At 56.9% G+C, this 17,422-nt stretch carries 14 protein-coding genes; 5 read left to right on the top strand and 9 right to left on the bottom strand.

The genetic code is table 11. The features are described from left to right. Positions 1 to 238: 238 nt before the first annotated feature. The 7 genes from ABD949_RS28100 to ABD949_RS28070 all read right to left on the bottom strand — a co-directional run bounded on the left by ABD949_RS28100 (position 239) and on the right by ABD949_RS28070 (position 7,678). Positions 239 to 1,621: a DUF3748 domain-containing protein gene (locus tag ABD949_RS28100; RefSeq protein ID WP_345249404.1), complete on the bottom strand. Its 1,383-nt coding sequence runs from the start codon at positions 1,619 to 1,621 to the stop codon at positions 239 to 241. Next, on the bottom strand, positions 1,618 to 2,553 hold the full coding sequence (locus ABD949_RS28095) for a sugar phosphate isomerase/epimerase family protein (protein ID WP_345249402.1): 936 nt from the start codon (positions 2,551 to 2,553) through the stop codon (positions 1,618 to 1,620). Before ABD949_RS28095 ends, ABD949_RS28100 begins: the two co-directional genes overlap by 4 nt. Continuing rightward, positions 2,553 to 3,374 (bottom strand): SDR family NAD(P)-dependent oxidoreductase, encoded by an 822-nt coding sequence (locus ABD949_RS28090; RefSeq protein WP_345249400.1) that lies wholly within the window; start codon positions 3,372 to 3,374, stop codon positions 2,553 to 2,555. Before ABD949_RS28090 ends, ABD949_RS28095 begins: the two co-directional genes overlap by 1 nt. A 3-nt stretch (positions 3,375 to 3,377) precedes the next feature. Continuing rightward, positions 3,378 to 4,403, bottom strand: a complete 1,026-nt coding sequence (locus tag ABD949_RS28085) for a zinc-binding dehydrogenase (protein WP_345249398.1) — start codon at positions 4,401 to 4,403, stop codon at positions 3,378 to 3,380. A gap of 30 nt (positions 4,404 to 4,433) precedes the next feature. Further along, positions 4,434 to 5,141 (bottom strand): orotidine 5'-phosphate decarboxylase / HUMPS family protein, encoded by a 708-nt coding sequence (locus tag ABD949_RS28080; protein WP_345249396.1) that lies wholly within the window; start codon positions 5,139 to 5,141, stop codon positions 4,434 to 4,436. Positions 5,142 to 5,162: 21 nt separating this feature from the next. Next, positions 5,163 to 6,638: a sodium:solute symporter family protein gene (locus ABD949_RS28075; protein ID WP_345250427.1), complete on the bottom strand. Its 1,476-nt coding sequence runs from the start codon at positions 6,636 to 6,638 to the stop codon at positions 5,163 to 5,165. A gap of 74 nt (positions 6,639 to 6,712) precedes the next feature. Then, on the bottom strand, positions 6,713 to 7,678 hold the full coding sequence (locus ABD949_RS28070) for a dihydrodipicolinate synthase family protein (protein ID WP_345249394.1): 966 nt from the start codon (positions 7,676 to 7,678) through the stop codon (positions 6,713 to 6,715). A 144-nt stretch (positions 7,679 to 7,822) separates the two neighbouring features. On the opposite strand from ABD949_RS28070, the gene pafA reads away from it, so the two are divergent. From pafA to ABD949_RS28050, 4 genes are all read left to right on the top strand, one after another. Continuing rightward, on the top strand, positions 7,823 to 9,478 hold the full coding sequence (gene pafA / locus ABD949_RS28065; protein ID WP_345249392.1) for an alkaline phosphatase PafA: 1,656 nt from the start codon (positions 7,823 to 7,825) through the stop codon (positions 9,476 to 9,478). A gap of 57 nt (positions 9,479 to 9,535) precedes the next feature. Next, a complete protein-coding gene (locus tag ABD949_RS28060) occupies positions 9,536 to 10,693 on the top strand; it encodes an acyltransferase family protein (RefSeq protein ID WP_345249390.1) in 1,158 nt (385 codons plus the stop codon). Positions 10,694 to 10,783: 90 nt separating this feature from the next. Beyond that, positions 10,784 to 11,941, top strand: coding sequence for an acyltransferase family protein (locus ABD949_RS28055; RefSeq protein WP_345249388.1), 1,158 nt, complete (start codon positions 10,784 to 10,786; stop codon positions 11,939 to 11,941). Between the two features lie 12 nt (positions 11,942 to 11,953). Next, positions 11,954 to 12,970 (top strand): bestrophin family protein, encoded by a 1,017-nt coding sequence (locus tag ABD949_RS28050; RefSeq protein ID WP_345249386.1) that lies wholly within the window; start codon positions 11,954 to 11,956, stop codon positions 12,968 to 12,970. Between the two features lie 42 nt (positions 12,971 to 13,012). Here the strand turns inward: ABD949_RS28050 and ABD949_RS28045 are convergent, their stop codons facing one another. Together ABD949_RS28045 and ABD949_RS28040 are read right to left on the bottom strand one after the other, a co-directional pair. Next, a complete protein-coding gene (locus ABD949_RS28045) occupies positions 13,013 to 13,486 on the bottom strand; it encodes a response regulator (protein WP_345249384.1) in 474 nt (157 codons plus the stop codon). Between the two features lie 88 nt (positions 13,487 to 13,574). Continuing rightward, positions 13,575 to 14,714: an acyltransferase family protein gene (locus tag ABD949_RS28040; RefSeq protein ID WP_345249382.1), complete on the bottom strand. Its 1,140-nt coding sequence runs from the start codon at positions 14,712 to 14,714 to the stop codon at positions 13,575 to 13,577. Between the two features lie 66 nt (positions 14,715 to 14,780). Here ABD949_RS28040 and ABD949_RS28035 point away from each other — a divergent pair, with 66 nt between their 5' ends. Beyond that, on the top strand, positions 14,781 to 17,405 hold the full coding sequence (locus ABD949_RS28035; protein ID WP_345249380.1) for a family 20 glycosylhydrolase: 2,625 nt from the start codon (positions 14,781 to 14,783) through the stop codon (positions 17,403 to 17,405). The last annotated feature ends 17 nt before the right edge of the window (positions 17,406 to 17,422 follow it).

Genomic DNA, 17,422 nt, shown 5'->3' with positions numbered 1-17,422 from the left:
GTTGCGGGCCATTTAGGAGCATAGATAAAAGATACAGCAAAAGCCCTTGTCGTTACTTAAGTTTTTATTATTCGGTAAATATCTGTCTAACAAGGCATTAACACTAAAATGAACATAACTTCGTTAAGCAGGCGAAGACCCTGGTTCGGAGTTACAAATAAAGTTTTAAGGTATACTTTTTATTGGGAGCAACGGCATTGTGAGTCTGTATCGGTAACACCAGGGTATATACGCAGAATTACAGCAGCACAAAGATTTGCAGGAACTGGCCGGCAGGTTCGGAGACATAGCGGTTGTAGGCGAGCATTGATCCGTCATTCGACCAGATGACGCCGTTTATGGGGCGGTTCTCATCGGAGGATCGCGGAGTCAGGCGTTTGGTTGCACCGGTCTTGATGTTAGTTATCCATACGCTGTTATCGGCACCGTAGGCGATATAGCTACCGTCGGGGCTTAGGTTGAACGGTGTCTGTACGGAAAATGGATGATGGGTGACCGCCCGGATCGGTCCGCCGTTGGGCGATACGGCGTAGATCTGCGCATGGCCGTTCGGGTCGTTCATCAGGAAGAAGATCAGACTGCCGTCGGGGCTACTCCGCAGCCAGTGGCGGGGGCCCTGAACACCGGGAAACGGCCGATCCGTGGTGAAGGTAATCCGGCGCTGGGCCGTGCCGGCTGGCGGGTTCGGACGGGTCGCTGACGTACCTTCCAGCGGAGCCTGGGGTGAGGCTTTGGTGAGATCTGCCGGCAGATCCACCACAAATACCTCGGTTACCGTCTTTCCCTGGGCATCCCGCACGTTTCCCTGAAAGGCGATGGCCCGCTGCTGCCGGCAGCCGTCTGTCCGCAGGTACCCGTTGGTGCCAATCCAGCCTTCGTCAAAGGCTTTATCAATCTCGTCGGAGCCGGGTTTAGGTCGTTCGGTTACATGCGTCACGACTACCGAAAATAAGTCTCCATCATGATTTTCACCGTCGGTGCGGGGCGTTACCCGCACCGGCCCGGCTGGTGCCATAACACCAACTACGCGCAGATCGCTGACGGATGGATCGTGCTTCTGCCGTTGTTCGAGGACGTAGTCATTGTACGTAAAAGCGATGTAGCGCCCGTCATGGCTCCAGGTATGGGCGTGGGTACCACCCCGCAACGCACCGGGCGTAAACGGTGGGTCAATATCCCGGGCGTCGAGAAAATGCGGTTTGAACGGCTGACGGTCGTCGACCATCACGCCGGTGCGTCGGGTCATGCCGTAAGGACGCTCGGCGGTACTGTTCCGCAGGCCATGTATAAAAAGCACCTGAAAGCCAGCGGGATTGTAGGTAGCCGCGCCGACGCCGGGACCATAGTCCGCCTGATCGGGTGCGCTATACAGCGTTACTACTTCCCCGGTGCGGATATTCACTTTCTCAACGAAGCCGGTGCGGGCCAGGTGGGTATCGTGGTTACGGGTATCATACACGACCCACTGGTCATCGGGAGAAAATACCTGTGTATTATGAATTGTATGCCCTTTGGCCCCTTTGGTAATCTGGTGTTCGGTCCACTGTTTCGTTTCCAACTGCTGACTCCGTAAGGTATGACAGACCAACAGCAAACTTAACAATCCGACCGTTTTTTTCATACCTCATGCATCTGCGACTGACTGGATGATGACTGCTTTTCAATCTCAGTGGACCAGTATTCAGCCATTTTTCGACGGAGGAACGTCACACTGCGGGCTAACTGCTCCATACCATCCACGCCATCTTCAATGCTAATCCAGCCATTGAAGTCAACCCGCTTTAGTTCGGTAAAGATAGCGTCGTAGTCGTTCAGCCCTTTTCCGATCTCCCCGTGCCGGAGCCGCCGGGCGTATCCCTGGGAACCGCCCTCTTCCCGACGCAGGTCTTCGATGGTTCCTTCGATCAGGTACCGGTCGCTGGCGTGCATGGTCACCACCCGGTGCGACACCCGCTGAAGCAGCTCCAGCGGATCTTCACCGGCTAGGTAGGTGTTACTCGGGTCATAATTGACGCCAAAATTCGGATGGTCGACCCGCGCTACCAGTTCGCAGAATACATCCATTTTCTGCGCAAACTCCGGGTAATCCCAGAAATCGTCCTTGTAATGATTTTCAATGATGAGCGTAATACCCCGCTCCTGCGCATACGGCAGACAGGCATGAATGCAATCGGCCGCCAGCCTGATACCCTCCTCTACGGAAAGCTCCGGCCGGCGCTGACCAGACAGGACACGGCAATAGGATCCGCCAAGGGCGTAGGTCATATCAATCCAGCGTTTCTGCTTCACAACTTCCCTGGCACGAAAACCGGCATCGGGATGCGTGAAGTCGGGAGAGCAGCACATCATCGGAATCACTTTACCGTGCTCCCCGACCTGCCGACGAAACCGCGACCAGTTCGACTCATCGGCCATTTCCAGAAAGCCGGCGTACCATTCCAGCCCGTCAATGTCCAGTTTAACGGCCAGGTCAATCCACTCGGAAACGGTCATGGTGCCATCCTTACAGAGGGCCGGCATAAAAGCTTTCGGGAAAACGGCGAGTTTTGGCATTAGTGCGGTACCGGTCTGGTGGCTAAAAGATGTAACAGCGTGGCCGAATCTTTTGGCAGATTACGGCCCATAAACGGGTATTGCTCCAGGTCGACAACCTGTCCGCTGACGGGGCCGCTTTCGTCGGCCAGCCAGTAGACCGCAGCGGCCGCTATTTCGGCCGGTCGCAGGATACGACCGGCGGGCGCATAGGCCGGCGGAAGGGTAGCATACCAGTCCTCCTCGAATCCCTGCTCCTGCTTATTCTGAAGTTCTTTTTCGGTGAGTACCCAGCCGGGGTTGATCTGGTTGACCCGCACCCCATTCTCGCGGTGCAGCGTATCGCCCAGGTTGCGGGTCAGCGTCATCAGCGCCCCTTTCGATACACTGTAGGCCAGCATATCCGGCTCTCCGCTCCAGGCATTGACCGATCCGATATTGAGCACACAACCCCGGGTCCGGCTCAGATAGGGCAAGGCCGCTTTGATGAGCGCAAACGGCGCAATGGTATTGACCTCCAGCATCCGGCGGAACAAGTGGCTGTCGGTCGAGTTGATGTTGGACGTAGCGATCAATGCCGCATTATTCACAACGGCATTCAGCTTACCGAAGGCCGTCACGGCTACCTCGACCAGCCGCTGCGGGGCACCGTTCGCCGTCAGATCCTCAATATGCAGCCGGGCTTTGGCTTTACCCAGTTTCGCCACCAGAACTTCGCCCGGTTGCGGCTCCAGCCCGTGAACGATTACCTTCGCTCCTTCCGCCACGCACCGCTCGGCAATGGCTTTGCCGATGCCCGTGCAACTGCCGGTGATGATAATAACTTTGTTGTGCAGGCGCATGGACTATACCGGTTTTAGCACGCTCTTCACCACCTCCCCTTTGTGCATTTTCTCAAAGGCCTCCTGCCAGTCAGTCACGGGCCACACCCCGCCGATAACGGGTTTGACGTCGAGCTGGCCGCTGGCCAGCAGGGCGATCACCCGCTCCCAGATAGGCCAGTTATGGCTGAAGCTTCCCTGCAGGGTTACGTTCTTCTGCACCAGCGGGTCCAGCGAAAAATCGAGCGGCTGCGGCCCCCAGCCGACTTTGGTAATCTGACCTTTGGGGCGCACCAGTTGCATGGCGATGCGGAGGGTGCTGCTTACCCCGGCAGCATCGATAATACAATCAGCACCGAGCCCATCGCGCTCCAGCGCCCAGGCCGTCGCATCGCCAGCGATCGCGGTGCAGCCGTACTGCTCTGCAATGGCCAGCCGGTGCCGGTCCTGCGCCAGCCCCACCACGGCCACGTCGGCCCCGCACAGCCGGGCCACGGCCGCACACAGGATGCCGATAGTACCCGGACCGAGCACGATAACCCGGTCGCCCGGCCGGCAGTGCGTATTCTCCACGACGGCATTGTAGGCGACGCTGCATGGTTCCGTCAGGCAGGCCTGTTCAAAGCCGAGCTGCTCCGGTACGCGGTGCAGACAACGGGCGGGTACCCGAACGTAGCGCGTCATGGCTCCGTCGACCCCGTAGCCGAATCCCTTTCGGGTAGGGTCGAGGTTGTAGAAGCCGCGCCGACACATGGGATTGCCGGGATCAATGACCGCAGCCGTTTCGCTCACCACCCGGTCGCCCTCCCGCCAGCCGACGACCCGTCTACCGACTTCCACCACATGACCACCAAACTCATGCCCCAGCACAACGGGGTAATTGACGGGCCAGCTATGGTCGGCCGTCCACTGGTGCAGGTCACTACCGCAGACGCCCACGTTGATGACTTCCAGCAGCACATCCTCCTCGCCGATGGTGGGCCTCGGTATTTCGCGCAGTTCAACGGAGCCTTTCTCCGGTGCGTAGTTCACAACAGCAGCCGATTTCATGGGGTCAGGAATAGTCAGGTTTGTCTTTAATCAGGCTACACCTACAGCAACATCGCCGTAAGCGTGAATTTTCTCGCATATCAGCCGCAGCGAGCTCTCCAGGTCACCGTCGGCTGTCCGAAACGCATCGGCATCAATAGTCAGCGGAGCACCCAGCACCACCAGCGGGGCACCGTATTCGGGACAGCGGATCGCCTGCTCCAGCGTGAGGCCACCCACGGCCTGTACCGGTACGCTAACGGCCTGCACTACCTCGCGAAGCTGGTCCAGCGGACTCGGCATGCGTTCGCCCCTGGCGGCAATGCCACGCCGTTCGTCGTAGCCGATATGGTGAATGACATAATCGCAGCCGAGGTCTTCGAGCCACTTCGCTCCCGCTACCATATCGGGGCAAACCATGTTGTCGCCCATGACCTGCACCCCGCAGTCGCGCCCGGCCTTTACCACGCACCGGATGGTCTCTTCATGCGCTCGGGCCATCACCACCACATGCGTAGCCCCAGCTTTGGCCATCATCTCGGCTTCGAGGTAGCCGCCGTCCATGGTTTTGAGGTCGGCCACAATCGGTACACCGGGAAAAGCCTCCCGCAGTTTACGCACGCCATGGAGTCCTTCGGCCAGGATCAGCGGGGTGCCGGCTTCCAGCCAGTCGACACCGGCACGCATAGCCAGGGCAGCCGTCTCCAGCGCTTCGTCGATGTTGGTCAGGTCAAGGGAAATCTGAACAATCGGTTTCATGAGGATAGACGTTAATGCTAGTTACCCGACGCGTTCGTATTCGTTGCGGGGCCGGGTGGTTTTGGAAAACAGCAGCGTAGCCAGAAATCCCGTCAGGAAGATGACAACGGTGCCGAAAACGATGGTGAGGTAGCTGTGGAACGGACTGGCCCACTCTTTGGCGGCTCCTTCGGTCCAGACCAGGGGCGACACACTCATCCACAGAATGAGCAACAGACCCAGCACGACTCCGACAATAGCGCCCCAGACGTTGATCTTCTCGACAAAAGCACCCAGAAGGAAAAGACCCAGCATCCCCCCGCTGAACACCGACGCCAGTTTCCACCAGGCATCCAGCGCGCTTTTGACGTTGATCATGGCGATGCCGATCAGGATACCCAGGATACTAATCACCAGCGAAGCGATATAGAGCACGCGCATGGAGTCTTTTTCAGATACTTCGTGCCGGCTGAATCGCTTAACGTAATCGATAAGAATTACCGTGGAGGAGCTGTTGATACTGGTTGACACGGTACTCATGCCGGCCGCAAAGATGGAGGCGATCAGCAGACCGGTGAGCCCGGCGGGAAGTTTGTAGACGATAAAATACGGAAAGACCCGGTCGCTCATACCCGCATCGCGCAACGCAACCGGCAGCTCCGCCGGGAAAGCGGTGTAATAGGCAAACAGGGACGTTCCGATCAGGAAAAAGAGCATCGACACCGGCAGGTATAGCAACCCACCCTGAAAGGCTGAACGTTTGGCTTCCCGGTCGGATTTAGAGGCCATGTACCGCTGCACGTAATTCTGGTCGATACCGAAGTTTTGCAGGTTGATAAAGATGCCGTAGATCAGCACCACCCAGAACGTAGACTCCGACAGGCTCAGGCCAAAGCTGCCGAGGCTGAACTTGTTGTTTTCCTGGGCGATGGCAAAGACCTGCCCCGGCCCTTCCGGCATAGAGAACCAGATATATAGCAGGCAGAGTATCGCCCCGGAAATCAGGATAATGCCCTGAATGGCGTCCGTCCACATCACCGCCTGAATACCGCCCAGCAGCGAATACGCCATGACGGTCAGGCCCGTAACGGCGATGATGGTGACGATGTCCCAGCCGAACATGGCGTTGAGCGGCAGGGCCAGCAGGTACAGAATTGTACCCACCCGCATCACCTGCGTTAAGAGGTAACAAGCCGACACATACACCCTGGCCCAGAGCCCGAACCGCATTTCCAGATAGGTATAGGCCGACGGACTGTTGATCTTCCGGTACAGGGGCACAAAAAACTTTACCGCAACAAACGACGCAATCGGCAGCGACAGGCTGAAGACAAAGGCGTTCCAGTTGGTCAGATAGGCGTTGCCGGGCAGCGCCAGAAAGCTGATGCTGCTGACAAAGGTGGCAAAGATCGACATCGTAACGACCCAGCCCGGAAAGCTGTGGTTACCCAGCGTGAAAGCTTCCGATGACGTATTCTTTTTATAAAACGAGCTACCCAGCAGGGTCACTCCGGCCATGTACAGGATAAAAACGATCAGGTCTACAGGTTGCAAGGGACTAAAGGGTTAGGTTGGGAGACTAGCGAAAAGGGTTAGTGGATAGAGACTATCGGTTGCTCGTTATGCAGCACCAGCGGAACGGCGTACATCTCGGCCAACGCCTGAAATGAATCCATCAGCGCGTTTAGCCGGATGTAGTCCACATTGCTTAACGTTTCGAACGGTATACGGGTAACGGTTTCGATCTTCAGGCCGCGCTTTTGCAGAAACAGCTTGGCCGCATAAGGGTAGAAGCTATGCGTCACGCGGTCCATCATCGTCAGAAATGCATGCAGCCGGTTCAGAGCTTCGGTCCTACCCTGCTCCCGGTATTGGGTCAGCAGGAAGCTGTACAGCTCTGGGTAGAAATTAGCCGAAATCGGCGACAGGCCGCTGGCCCCGGCATCCAGCGAATCGAGCGCCGTGGCGGTGTCGGCATTGTACAGATTCAGCAGGCTACCCTGCACAGCGGATGCTTTCCTTGCCAGCGAGCCGGAATGGCAACTGGTGTCTTTGTGGTACAGGAATCGGCCGGTGGCAGCCAGCCAGCTCAGCAGCGGCGGGCTCAGCAGCCGCTTATACGGCACCGGGCATTCGTATACACCCAGGGGTATATCACCCGTCTGCGCCATGATCTGCTCCAGGCGGCTTTTCAGCACATCCTCGCTTTCGTCCGGCTGCGCCAGCATATTGGTCACCAGTATCACCGCCTGCACGCCGGTATCAGCGATTTTTTTAATAAACTCCGCCATCGCCGGCACATCCTGGCTGAACGAACCGGTAGCCACCACCGGCACACGGCCCCGGCTGGTCTTTATCACCGTCTTCGTAACCAGCAGCCGCTCCTCCTCCGTCAACTGAAACATCTCACTCGACAGGCAGTTGGCAAACAGGCCATTGGACCCGGAGTCCAGGTAGAATTCGGTCAATCGTTCCAGACCCGCCACATCAACGGTATTGCCCGGCGTAAAGGGCGTTACCATCACCGGCCAGAGCCCTTCCGGCAGTTTCTCAGCCATAATTTTTCTTTTTACTAGTATACGCACTCTTAACGGATTCAGGCCACTACCGACTGGGAATAATTCGATGCGAATAGCCTCACCCGTCAAAACGCAAGTATTATAGCCGCGTCATCGTCTTTTAAGTTTGTAATGCCTAACCAAATGAAAAAACTGTCCATACTCGCCGTAACACTTTGGGTTGCCTTAACGGCTCATGCACAAACGGCCCGAAAATCCGCTCCGGCATCGACCACCCTGCCCCAGCCTAAACTGGTGGTCGGTATCGTCGTCGACCAGATGCGCTACGACTACTTCTACCGCTACTACGACAAATACAGCGAGGGTGGGTTCAAGCGCATGCTGAACGGCGGGTTCAACTGCCGCAACCATCATTATCCTTACGCGCTGACGGTCACCGGCCCCGGTCACGCAGCCGTGTATACGGGTTCGATTCCGGCCATCAACGGCATTATCGGCAATGACTGGTTTGACCCCATGGCCGGCCGGATCATGTACTGCGCCGAAGACAGTACCGTGCAGACCGTAGGCAGCAACAATCCGGCAGCGGGCCGGATGTCGCCCAAAAACCTGCTGGTCAGCACCGTCACCGACCAGTTACGCATTGCCTCCAACTTCCGGTCCAAAACCATCGGCGTATCCATCAAAGACCGGGGCTCGATTCTTCCGGCTGGTCACGCGGCCACGGGGGCGTATTGGTACGACTCCAAAACCGGTAACTGGATCACCAGTACGTATTATCGGACGGAGTTGCCCCAGTGGGTAAAAGACGTCAACGCCCGGAAACTCCATGCCGAGTACACAAAAAACGGCTGGAAAACCCTCCGCCCCATCGAAGAATACACCGAAAGTACGCCCGACGACCAGGCCTACGAAGCCCGCATCGGCGGGGCCGCCAAACCGGTATTTCCCTATGAACTGGCGGGTACAGCGGGTAACGCCTTTGGGGTTGTAACGGGCACACCGGGTGGTAATACCATGACCAAAGAAATGGCCATTGCCGCCATCAAAGGCGAAAACCTGGGCAAAGGCAATTTCACGGATTTCCTGGCCGTCAGCTTCTCGACGCCCGACGGCGTGGGCCACTCGCTGGGGCCAAACTCCATCGAGCAGCAGGACATTTTCCTGCGCCTGGATCTGGAGTTCGCCGATCTGCTGAACTTCCTCGACGGCTGGGTTGGCAAAAACAACTACACCGTTTTCCTGACGGCCGACCATGGCGTGATGGACATTCCCGGCTTCTGGAAACAGCACAACCTGCCGGCCGGCGTACTGAACAGCACCGAACTGCGCAGCACCCTGAAAAACAAACTGGAAGCGGCCTTCGGCCCCGGAGAATACGTCCGGTCGACCAGCAATTACCAGCTCTACCTTAACCAGCAGGTGCTAAAGGACAAAAGGCTTTCGGTCGATGCGGTGTATGAGGTAGTTCGGGAAGCGCTGCTGCCGCTGCCGGGCATTGCCGATGTGATCAACCTGAGAAATGTAGGCACGGCTAATCTGAACGCGTACCAACTGGAACTATATAAGAACAACCGCAATGCCAAACGCAGCGGGGATATTCAGATTGTTACCCAGTCGGGCTGGATTTCCGGCAGCGGTACCGGCACCACGCACGGTTCACCGTACAACTACGATACGCACGTACCGTTCCTGCTCTACGGCTGGGGCGTCAACAAAGGCGAAACGCTCCGGCGTACCTCCATCGCCGATATTGCGCCTACGATCTCGGCCCTGCTGCACATTCTGCCGCCGAGCGGCAGCGTTGGTAATCCGGTGGAGGAAGCGTTGAAAAAATAAGTCTTTTTTGGAAAGACTGGCTGATGCGCTGGTCTTTCTCTTTTTCCTGAACCCTCTATGCATCAACCCTCTACCCTGACAACAACCGAACCGGCGGTGGCCCAGCCCGCTCCGGTCCGGCGCCTGCTCTCCCTCGACACCCTTCGCGGTTTTGATATGTTCTGGATCATCGGCGGGGAGGATATTTTCCACGTACTGGCCAAGACCACCGGCTGGGCCTGGGCGGTATTGGTCGCGGAACAGTTTGTGCACCCCGACTGGAACGGCTTTACCTTCTACGACCTCATCTTCCCGCTGTTCCTGTTCATGGCGGGTGTGTCTACGCCCTTCTCCATCGGCAGCCGCCTGGAGAAAGGGGCCTCCCAATCAGAACTGGCCCGGAAGATCATCACCCGTGGCTTGATTCTGGTGCTATTGGGAATTATCTACAATAATGGCCTGTTCACCCGAACGCTCGACGACATTCGGTACCCCAGCGTCCTGGGCCGCATTGGTCTGGCGGGTATGTTTGCGCAGCTAATCTATGTGTATGCCGGCCGGCGGGCGCAGTATGGCTGGTACGCCGGGTTGCTGCTGGGCTACTGGGCGCTGATGATGCTGGTACCGGTGCCCGGCTGCGGAGCGGGCGTTATTACCCAGGAGTGTAACCTGGCCAGCTACCTGGATCGCACCCTGCTGCCCGGCCGACTGCTCCGGAGCAACCACGATCCACTCGGTATTTTATCCACCCTACCGGCCATCTCCAACGCCCTGCTCGGCATCTTCGCGGGCAACCTGCTGCGCGCCGACGGCCGAACGATGAGCCAACAACGGAAAACGGGTATGCTGGCGATTGCGGGCGTGGCGCTCCTGCTGCTGGGCTGGGCCTGGGACCTCGCTTTTCCGGTCAACAAGAACCTGTGGACCAGTTCGTATGTGCTTATAACGGGCGGCCTGAGCCTCCTCTTGCTGGCCCTGTTCTACTGGGTGATCGACGTGAAGGGTATCCAGAAGTGGACGATCCTCTTTACCGTCATCGGCATGAACTCCGTACTGATCTATCTGGCCGGCAAATTTATTGACTTCAACCATACCGCCCAATATATCTTCGGCGGACTGATCAGCTTCCTGTCATCCGATACGGCCAAAGGGCTCGCCGGCGTGCTGGCGCTGCTGGCCGTGAAGTGGGTGTTTCTGTACTTCCTGTACCGGAAGAAAGTATTTCTGCGGGTGTAAGCCAGATGTGTCTGGCATTTCCTTTTTGCCGTATATTCAGCTTTTCATACCGTTACGTTGCAATCCCATCTTTTTCCTAAACCATTTTTTATGCACCAAACCTCTACCGTAACAACGGCCGAACCAGCGGTGGCCCAACCCGCTCCGGTCCGTCGCTTAGTTTCTTTAGACACCCTCCGCGGCTTCGACATGTTCTGGATCATGGGTGGCGAAGAAATCTTCCACGTGCTGGCTAAAACCACCGGCTGGGCCTGGGCCATCTTCATGGCCGAACAGTTTGTGCATCCCGACTGGAACGGCTTCAGCCCCTATGACCTTATCTTTCCGCTGTTTCTGTTCATGGCGGGTGTATCTACCCCGTTTTCCATCGGCAGCCGGCTGGAGAAAGGCGCTTCCAAATCGGAGCTGGCCCGGAAGATCATCACCCGCGGGCTCGTTCTGGTGCTGCTGGGTATTATCTACAACAACGGTCTGTTTACCACCCCGATTCATGAAATGCGCTTCCCCAGCGTATTAGCGCGGATTGGTATGGCGGGCATGTTTGCGCAGCTGATCTACGTGTATGCCGGCCGGCGGGCGCAGTATGGCTGGTTCGCCGGTATTCTGCTGGGTTATTGGGCCATGCTGATGCTGATACCGGTGCCGGGCTGCGGAGCTGGGGTACTCACCATGGAATGCAGCCTGGTCGGGTACGTCGATCGGCTGCTGGTCCCCGGTCATCTGTACAAGACCGTCCACGATCCCGAAGGCCTGATGTCGACTGTACCGGCCATTGCCAACGCCCTGCTCGGTATTTTTGCGGGTACTCTGCTGCGGTCCGATGGCCGGACGTTTGGACAGGAACGCAAAACGGTGCTGCTGGTCCTGGCGGGTGCGGCCTGTCTGATAGTCGGCTGGGCGTGGAGCTTTGTTTTTCCGCTGAACAAGAACCTGTGGACCAGCTCCTTTATGCTGGTAACGGGCGGCCTCAGCCTGCTGCTGCTGGCCCTGTTCTACTGGGTAATCGATGTAAAGCAGATCAAACGCTGGACCACCTTCTTTGTGGTCATCGGCATGAACTCCATTTTGATCTACCTCGCCGGCGACTTTATCGACTTTGAGCATACCGTGAAGTACCTCTTCGGCGGATTGATCAGCTTCCTGTCGTCGGAGCCGGCCAAAGCCGTGGCGGGGGTGTTGGCGCTGCTGGCCGTGAAGTGGGCGTTTCTGTATTTTCTGTACCGGAAGAAGGTTTTTCTCAGGGTCTAAACCCATACCCGTATGTACGTCAGACGCTATTTTCACCCGGTCATCATCTACTTCATAAGTTGGCGCATGATCCTGTACTCCCTGTTTACGGGATTACTGGCGGTGGCGACGTATCACTACCTGGACTGGCGGTGGGTGGCCATTCCCTGGTTGCCGGTATCGCTGATCGGTACCGCCGTGGCGTTTTATGTGGGCTTCAAAAATAACCAGTCCTACGACCGGGGCTGGGAAGCCCGAAAAGTATGGGGCGGCATTGTGAACACCAGCCGGTCGTTCGGAGCCGCTGCCCGCGCTTTTGTTACCAGCGATTTTACCGACGAAGCCGTTCCGCAGCAGGAGATCCACCAGGAGGTATGCACCCTGATTTACCGCCATATCGCCTGGCTCCATGCCCTGAAACATGCTATGTGGCAACGGACCCCATGGGAACATGAACAGATAGCGAGCGTCCGGCAGCGAAACTACTTTCGGAAACGGATCGACTTTTCCTCGTTTGAAACAGAAGCCTCCGCCTGCCTGAGCCCCGACGAGTTGGCGTGGATTAAAAGCAAAAGGAATGCCGCTACGCAACTCCTCGACCGGCAGTCGCAGCACCTGGCGGCCCTCAGACGGCGAAAGTTAATCGATGATTTCCGGCATATGGAGCTGCAACGGCTTATCACCGAATTGTATTCCGAGCAGGGCCGGACCGAGCGCATCAAAAACACTCCGCTCCCGCGGCAGTATTCCACGTCGAGCGCCATTTTCATCCTCATCTTTACCTTTCTGCTGCCCTTCGGTATGCTGAACGAATTTCAGAAGATTGGCGAAGACTTTATCTGGTTATTGATTCCGTTCAACCTGGTGGTATCGTGGGTCTTTTCGCTAATGGAATACACCGGCGATTATAGCGAAAACCCCTTTGAAGGACTAATAAACGATGTACCTATTCAGAGCATCGTGCGCAATATCGAGATCGACCTGAAAGACATGCTCGGCGAAAAAGACCTGCCCGAACGGATGAAGCCTGAGCTTGATGTGCTGTTTTGAGAATACGCTGTCTTAAGGGTGATCTTTGAGAAATCCTGCTACCTACCGCTTTCGCCAGTACTGCTTACGCAACTCGCCCTTACGGATGGCCATTTCAATTTCGTCGGGATCGGCGTCTTTGCTGACGAAGACCTGTATGCCTTTTTTCAGCAGATCGGACACATCGACATTCTCCCGCCCTAGCGTAAGCAGAATAATTTCAATGTTCGGATAGGTGCGAAGCAGAATATCGGCCGTAGCCGCACCATCCATTACGGGCATGTCCAGATCCAGCAACACCACGTCAGGCCTGGCAGAGGATATCTGGTCCAGAAGTTGCTGACCATTGGCGGCCTGAAGCACCACCTCGAAACCCTGAATTCGGCCAAGCACCATCGAGAGCGCCCGGCGATACAGGCTGTAGTCGTCACAAACAGCGATACGAATCGTTTTCAGGCGTTGGGTACTGTAAACCGTCCAGTTCGCGGGCGAAAACGTTTCCCGTAGTTCGTTTAGAATTGATCCGATCGTCATCATACCTACTCGTCTATTAGGCTAGTACTCATTTATCACGCTATCAGTCGCAGCTACCAGCCCCTGCCGTGGGTTCGTAGTCCTCTACTGGTTACAATTTAATAAAAATCTTCCGGCGGTACAGCCCATACGCCGGAATGAAGTTGATGCAGACGAAGAGCAGCGCGTACAGCATACTGACAAACCGCAGCTCCAGGCCCTGCGCCGTGAAATGGGCCACGAAATGCTCGTTCAGTGAATGCCCGCCTACCGGTAATCCGTAGAAAATTAGAGCCAGCAGATCAGCCAGTACGTAAACGGCAATGGCGTTGGCCCCGAAGACCACGCCCGGTTTGGTACCACCGGTTCGGCCCAGGATATCAACCAGAAAATACACCGCCCCGAATAGCAGCGCGGCAAAGCCGGAGGTAACCAGCACGAATGAACTGGTCCACAGGTTTTCGTTGACCGGAAACGCCAGTCCCCACCCGTAACCGGCTGCAGCTGTGAACAGGCCGATGGTCATCAGGTAATTCACTTTCTCGTTTCGGGTGAAGCTACTGAGCAGCAGGCGCCCCGCCAGCATGCCGGTGATGCCGCTGACGATGGCCGGAAACGTGCTGAGAATGCTTTCGGGGTCCCAGGTGTCCTGCCACATCCGGCCGGGCAGGTATCGGCTGTCGACCCAGGCGACGAGGTTGACACCCGGCTCCAGCATGACTTTACCGATACCCGGTGTGGGTATCAGGGTCAGCGCCAGCCAGTAGGCCAGAAGTACCCCTGCCCCGATCCAGGCCTGTTGCTTCCAGTTGGTGTTCAGAAAGAGAATGGCGCAGGCCAGAAAAACCAGGGCGATGCGGTGGAGGGTGCCGGTCCACCGCAGATTGGCGAAGTCGAAGTCGGGCAGCATATTCAGGAACATGCCGACGGCAAAGATCTTCAGCGCGCGGATCACGATCTTTTGGTATAGCTCCCCTTTAGGCTTCCCTTCACTGAGCCGCCTGGCGTAGGCGAACACGATGGAAACACCAATGATGAACAGAAAAAACGGCGCAATTAGGTCGGTAAAGGACAGGCCGTTCCAGGTGGTATGCTTCAGCGGATGATACACATGGTTGCCGTCGCCGGGAAAATTGACCAGGATCATGGCCGCAATGGTAAACCCGCGCAGGGTGTCCAGGGAGATGAGCCGGTTGCTGACGGCGGCTGACTCAGCTGGCTCCGAAAAAGATTGTGCGGTTTGTGGGATCATCGCGGCAGACCAATGGTCTTTTTAATACGGAATTCAGTAGTATTAAGGCTACTTAACCGCCCCCGTATGCGCACTTTTTTTTACCTACCTTTCCTGCTCCTTGCCTCCCTACTGTCTGGTTGTAAATACGCAGCCAGCACGCAAACGGTCCAAACGACCGACATCGCCGTTAGCTGGGAACTGATCAGCAATTTTACCGACGTTGAAAATGGATTTGAAGCCCGGTTCACCTTGAGCAACAACAGTGATGTAACCCTGACGGAAAAGAACTGGGCGCTGTTTTTTAACATGGCTCCCCGGCCGATTCTGCCGTCAAAAACCCCACAACCGGCTACCGTTCAGCACATCAACGGCGACTGGTACAAACTAGTACCCAACCAGAGCTTCAGTCTCAAACCGGGGGCATCGGTAGAGATCCGCTATGCGGGTACAGAGGGGGTCATCAAAGAGACTGATGCTCCACTGGGGCTGTACCTGGTCTTTTACGACCAGCAGGGTAAAGAAGAAAGTGTTGCCCAGGTTACCAAGTACACCATTCAGCCCTTTACCCGGCCGGAGCAGATGCGCCGGGGCAAGGCCGATCAGGAACCCCTCCAGACGGCGGCCCAGCGCTACCAGGATAATCTGGCAATGAGCTTGGTCAGCGCCGAAAAGCTCCTGCCGGTGATCCCCTCCCCAGTAAGCCTGAAACGAGAACTCGGTTTCCTGACGCTCGACAATAAACTGCCCATCATCTACCAGGCCGGACTGGAAACCGAAGCCCGCTTCCTCAGCCAGAAACTGCGGGCGCTGACCGGCACCGATTTCCCAGTAAAGAACGGCCCATCGACCGGCCGGGGCATTGTGCTGACAACAGGTCCGGTTCAGGTTAACGGTGTTAAGCACGAAGCATATCAACTGGGAGTTAGCGCAAACGGGGTGACCATTACAGGGGGAGATGCGGCCGGCGTCTTCTACGGCATTCAAAGCCTGCTGGCGCTTGCCCCGGCAGAAGCATATCTCAAAACCAGCGCTTCGGTTAAACTGCCCTACATCCGGATTGACGATGCGCCCCGTTTTGGCTTCCGGGGACTGCACATGGATGTCAGCCGGAACTTCCAGACCAAGGAAACCATTCTGCGCACCCTCGATCTGCTTGCCTTTTACAAGATCAACCACTTTCTGTTCTACACCACCGAAGACGAAGGGTGGCGACTAGAAATCGACGGATTGCCGGAACTCACGCAGGTGGCCGGGCAGCGGCAGCATACCTCGGGTATGGGAGCCCCCGCCCTGCACCCGGCCTACGGCTCCGGCCCGGTCGCCTACGACAAGGGCAAACACGGCAGCGGCTTCTACACCAAAGCGGATTTTATCGAGATTCTGAAATACGCCAGCGAGCGGCATATCAAAGTCATCCCCGAACTGAATTTCCCCGGCCACGCCCGAGCCGCCATCAAAGCCATGGAAGCCCGTTATGAGCGCCTGATGAAGGAAGGCAAAGAGACGGAAGCCAATGAGTACCGCCTGATCGATCCCGACGATAAATCGGTCTACCTCTCCGCGCAGGGCTACAAAGACAACGTGGTCAGCGTAGCGCGGGAATCGACCTACCGTTTCTACGAAAAGGTGGTGGATGAGCTGGCGAAGATGTACCAGCAGGCCGGCCTGAAGATGGACGTGATTCATGCCGGGGGCGATGAGGTACCCGAAGGGGCCTGGACCCAATCGCCCCAGGCGGCCAAACTTATGAGCGAGCATCCGGCCATCAAAGACCCGAAAAACCTGCAGGGGTATTTCTTCGGGGAATTGCTGAAACGACTGAAAAAGCGGAACCTGACCATCCACGGCTGGGAAGAGGTAGCCCTGAATAAAGGCCCCGACGGCCGGTACAACCCTAACCAGGCCTTTGCCGGTGGGGCAGTGGTGCCCTACATCTGGAACAACGTGTTCGACTACCCCGACCTGGGCTACCGGCTGGCCAATGCGGGCTACCCGGTGGTGCTGTGCAATGTCTCGAACTTTTACTTCGACCTGGCCTATACCAACGACCCGAAAGAACCGGGCCTGTACTGGGGTGGCTTTGTGGATACCCGCAACGCCTGGACCTTTGCACCCTTCAATATGTTCCGGACCACCTACAAGACCAATATGGGCCGACCGATCGACCAGCAGAAAGAGATACCGGGCCTGGAATCGCTGAAGCCGGAAGCCCGCAAAAATATACTCGGAGTAGAGGCCCAGCTCTGGAGCGAAACCATCAAAGGCCGCGATATGATCGAGTATTATCTGTTGCCGAAACTGATGGGCTTTGCCGAAAGCGCCTGGTCTCCGGAACGCCCCTGGGAGACCATTGCCAACCGGCAGGCGCAGGAAACCGCCATCAAAGCCGGCTGGACGGTATTTGCCAATACCCTCGCGCAGAAAGAACTCCCCCGGCTGAGCCAACTAAACGGAGGCTACAACTACCGACTGCCACTGCCCGGTGCCGTGATCGAAAACGGGATGCTCAAAGCCAATGTCGAATACCCCGGCCTGAGTATCCGGTACACCACCGACGGATCAGAGCCCGACAACCGGTCACCTTTATACCAGCGCCCGGTGGCCGTGGACGGAACGGTGAAGCTGAAAAGCTTTGATGCCGCCGGACGCTCCAGCCGGACCAGTATCGCTTCCGCCAATGCATCGCTCGGATTTTCTCCACCAAAATGATTAGGAATTCACCCGCC

The organism is Nibrella saemangeumensis, assembly GCF_039541915.1.
GTDB lineage: Bacteria > Bacteroidota > Bacteroidia > Cytophagales > Spirosomataceae > Nibrella > Nibrella saemangeumensis.
This window is presented reverse-complemented; position numbering and strand designations above follow the sequence as displayed.